Source organism: Staphylococcus sp. HMSC36A10, from assembly GCF_001838845.1.
In the GTDB taxonomy this organism is placed as follows: Bacteria; Bacillota; Bacilli; order Staphylococcales; family Staphylococcaceae; genus Staphylococcus; species Staphylococcus aureus.
The window spans coordinates 3,133-3,477 of the sequence record NZ_KV839118.1 but is presented as its reverse complement, the minus strand read 5'-3'; the positions used below and the strand labels follow the sequence as shown (position 1 = coordinate 3,477).

Genomic DNA, 345 nt, shown 5'->3' with positions numbered 1-345 from the left:
CTGAATCGCTATCTGAGTCTGAATCACTGTCTGATGTATCTTCTTCGAAGTATCCGTTATCAAGTGTGAAATCATCATGATCCGTAATTGTTACGTCAACTTCGCCACCATCTGCATCTTTATCATCTTCAGTTGTATTTGTAACTGTTTGTGTTAAGCCAGCAGGCTTTTCAAAAATAACTTTGTATTTACCGCTATCTAAATTATCGAAACGATATTTACCATTTTCATCTGTTTTAGTTGTTCCAATTACTTCGCCTTTTTCGTTTTGCAATGTAACTGTCACATCTTTAATACCTTTTTCAGTTGAGTCTTGTTTGCCGTCTTTATTACTGTCGTACCAAA

1 protein-coding gene is annotated in these 345 nt (G+C 35.4%); it reads right to left on the bottom strand.

Annotation, left to right across the window (positions count from 1 at the left end; all coding sequences use genetic code 11):
• The coding region (locus HMPREF3247_RS15150; protein ID WP_180363501.1) for an SdrD B-like domain-containing protein at positions 1 to 345 on the bottom strand (345 nt) is incomplete at both ends.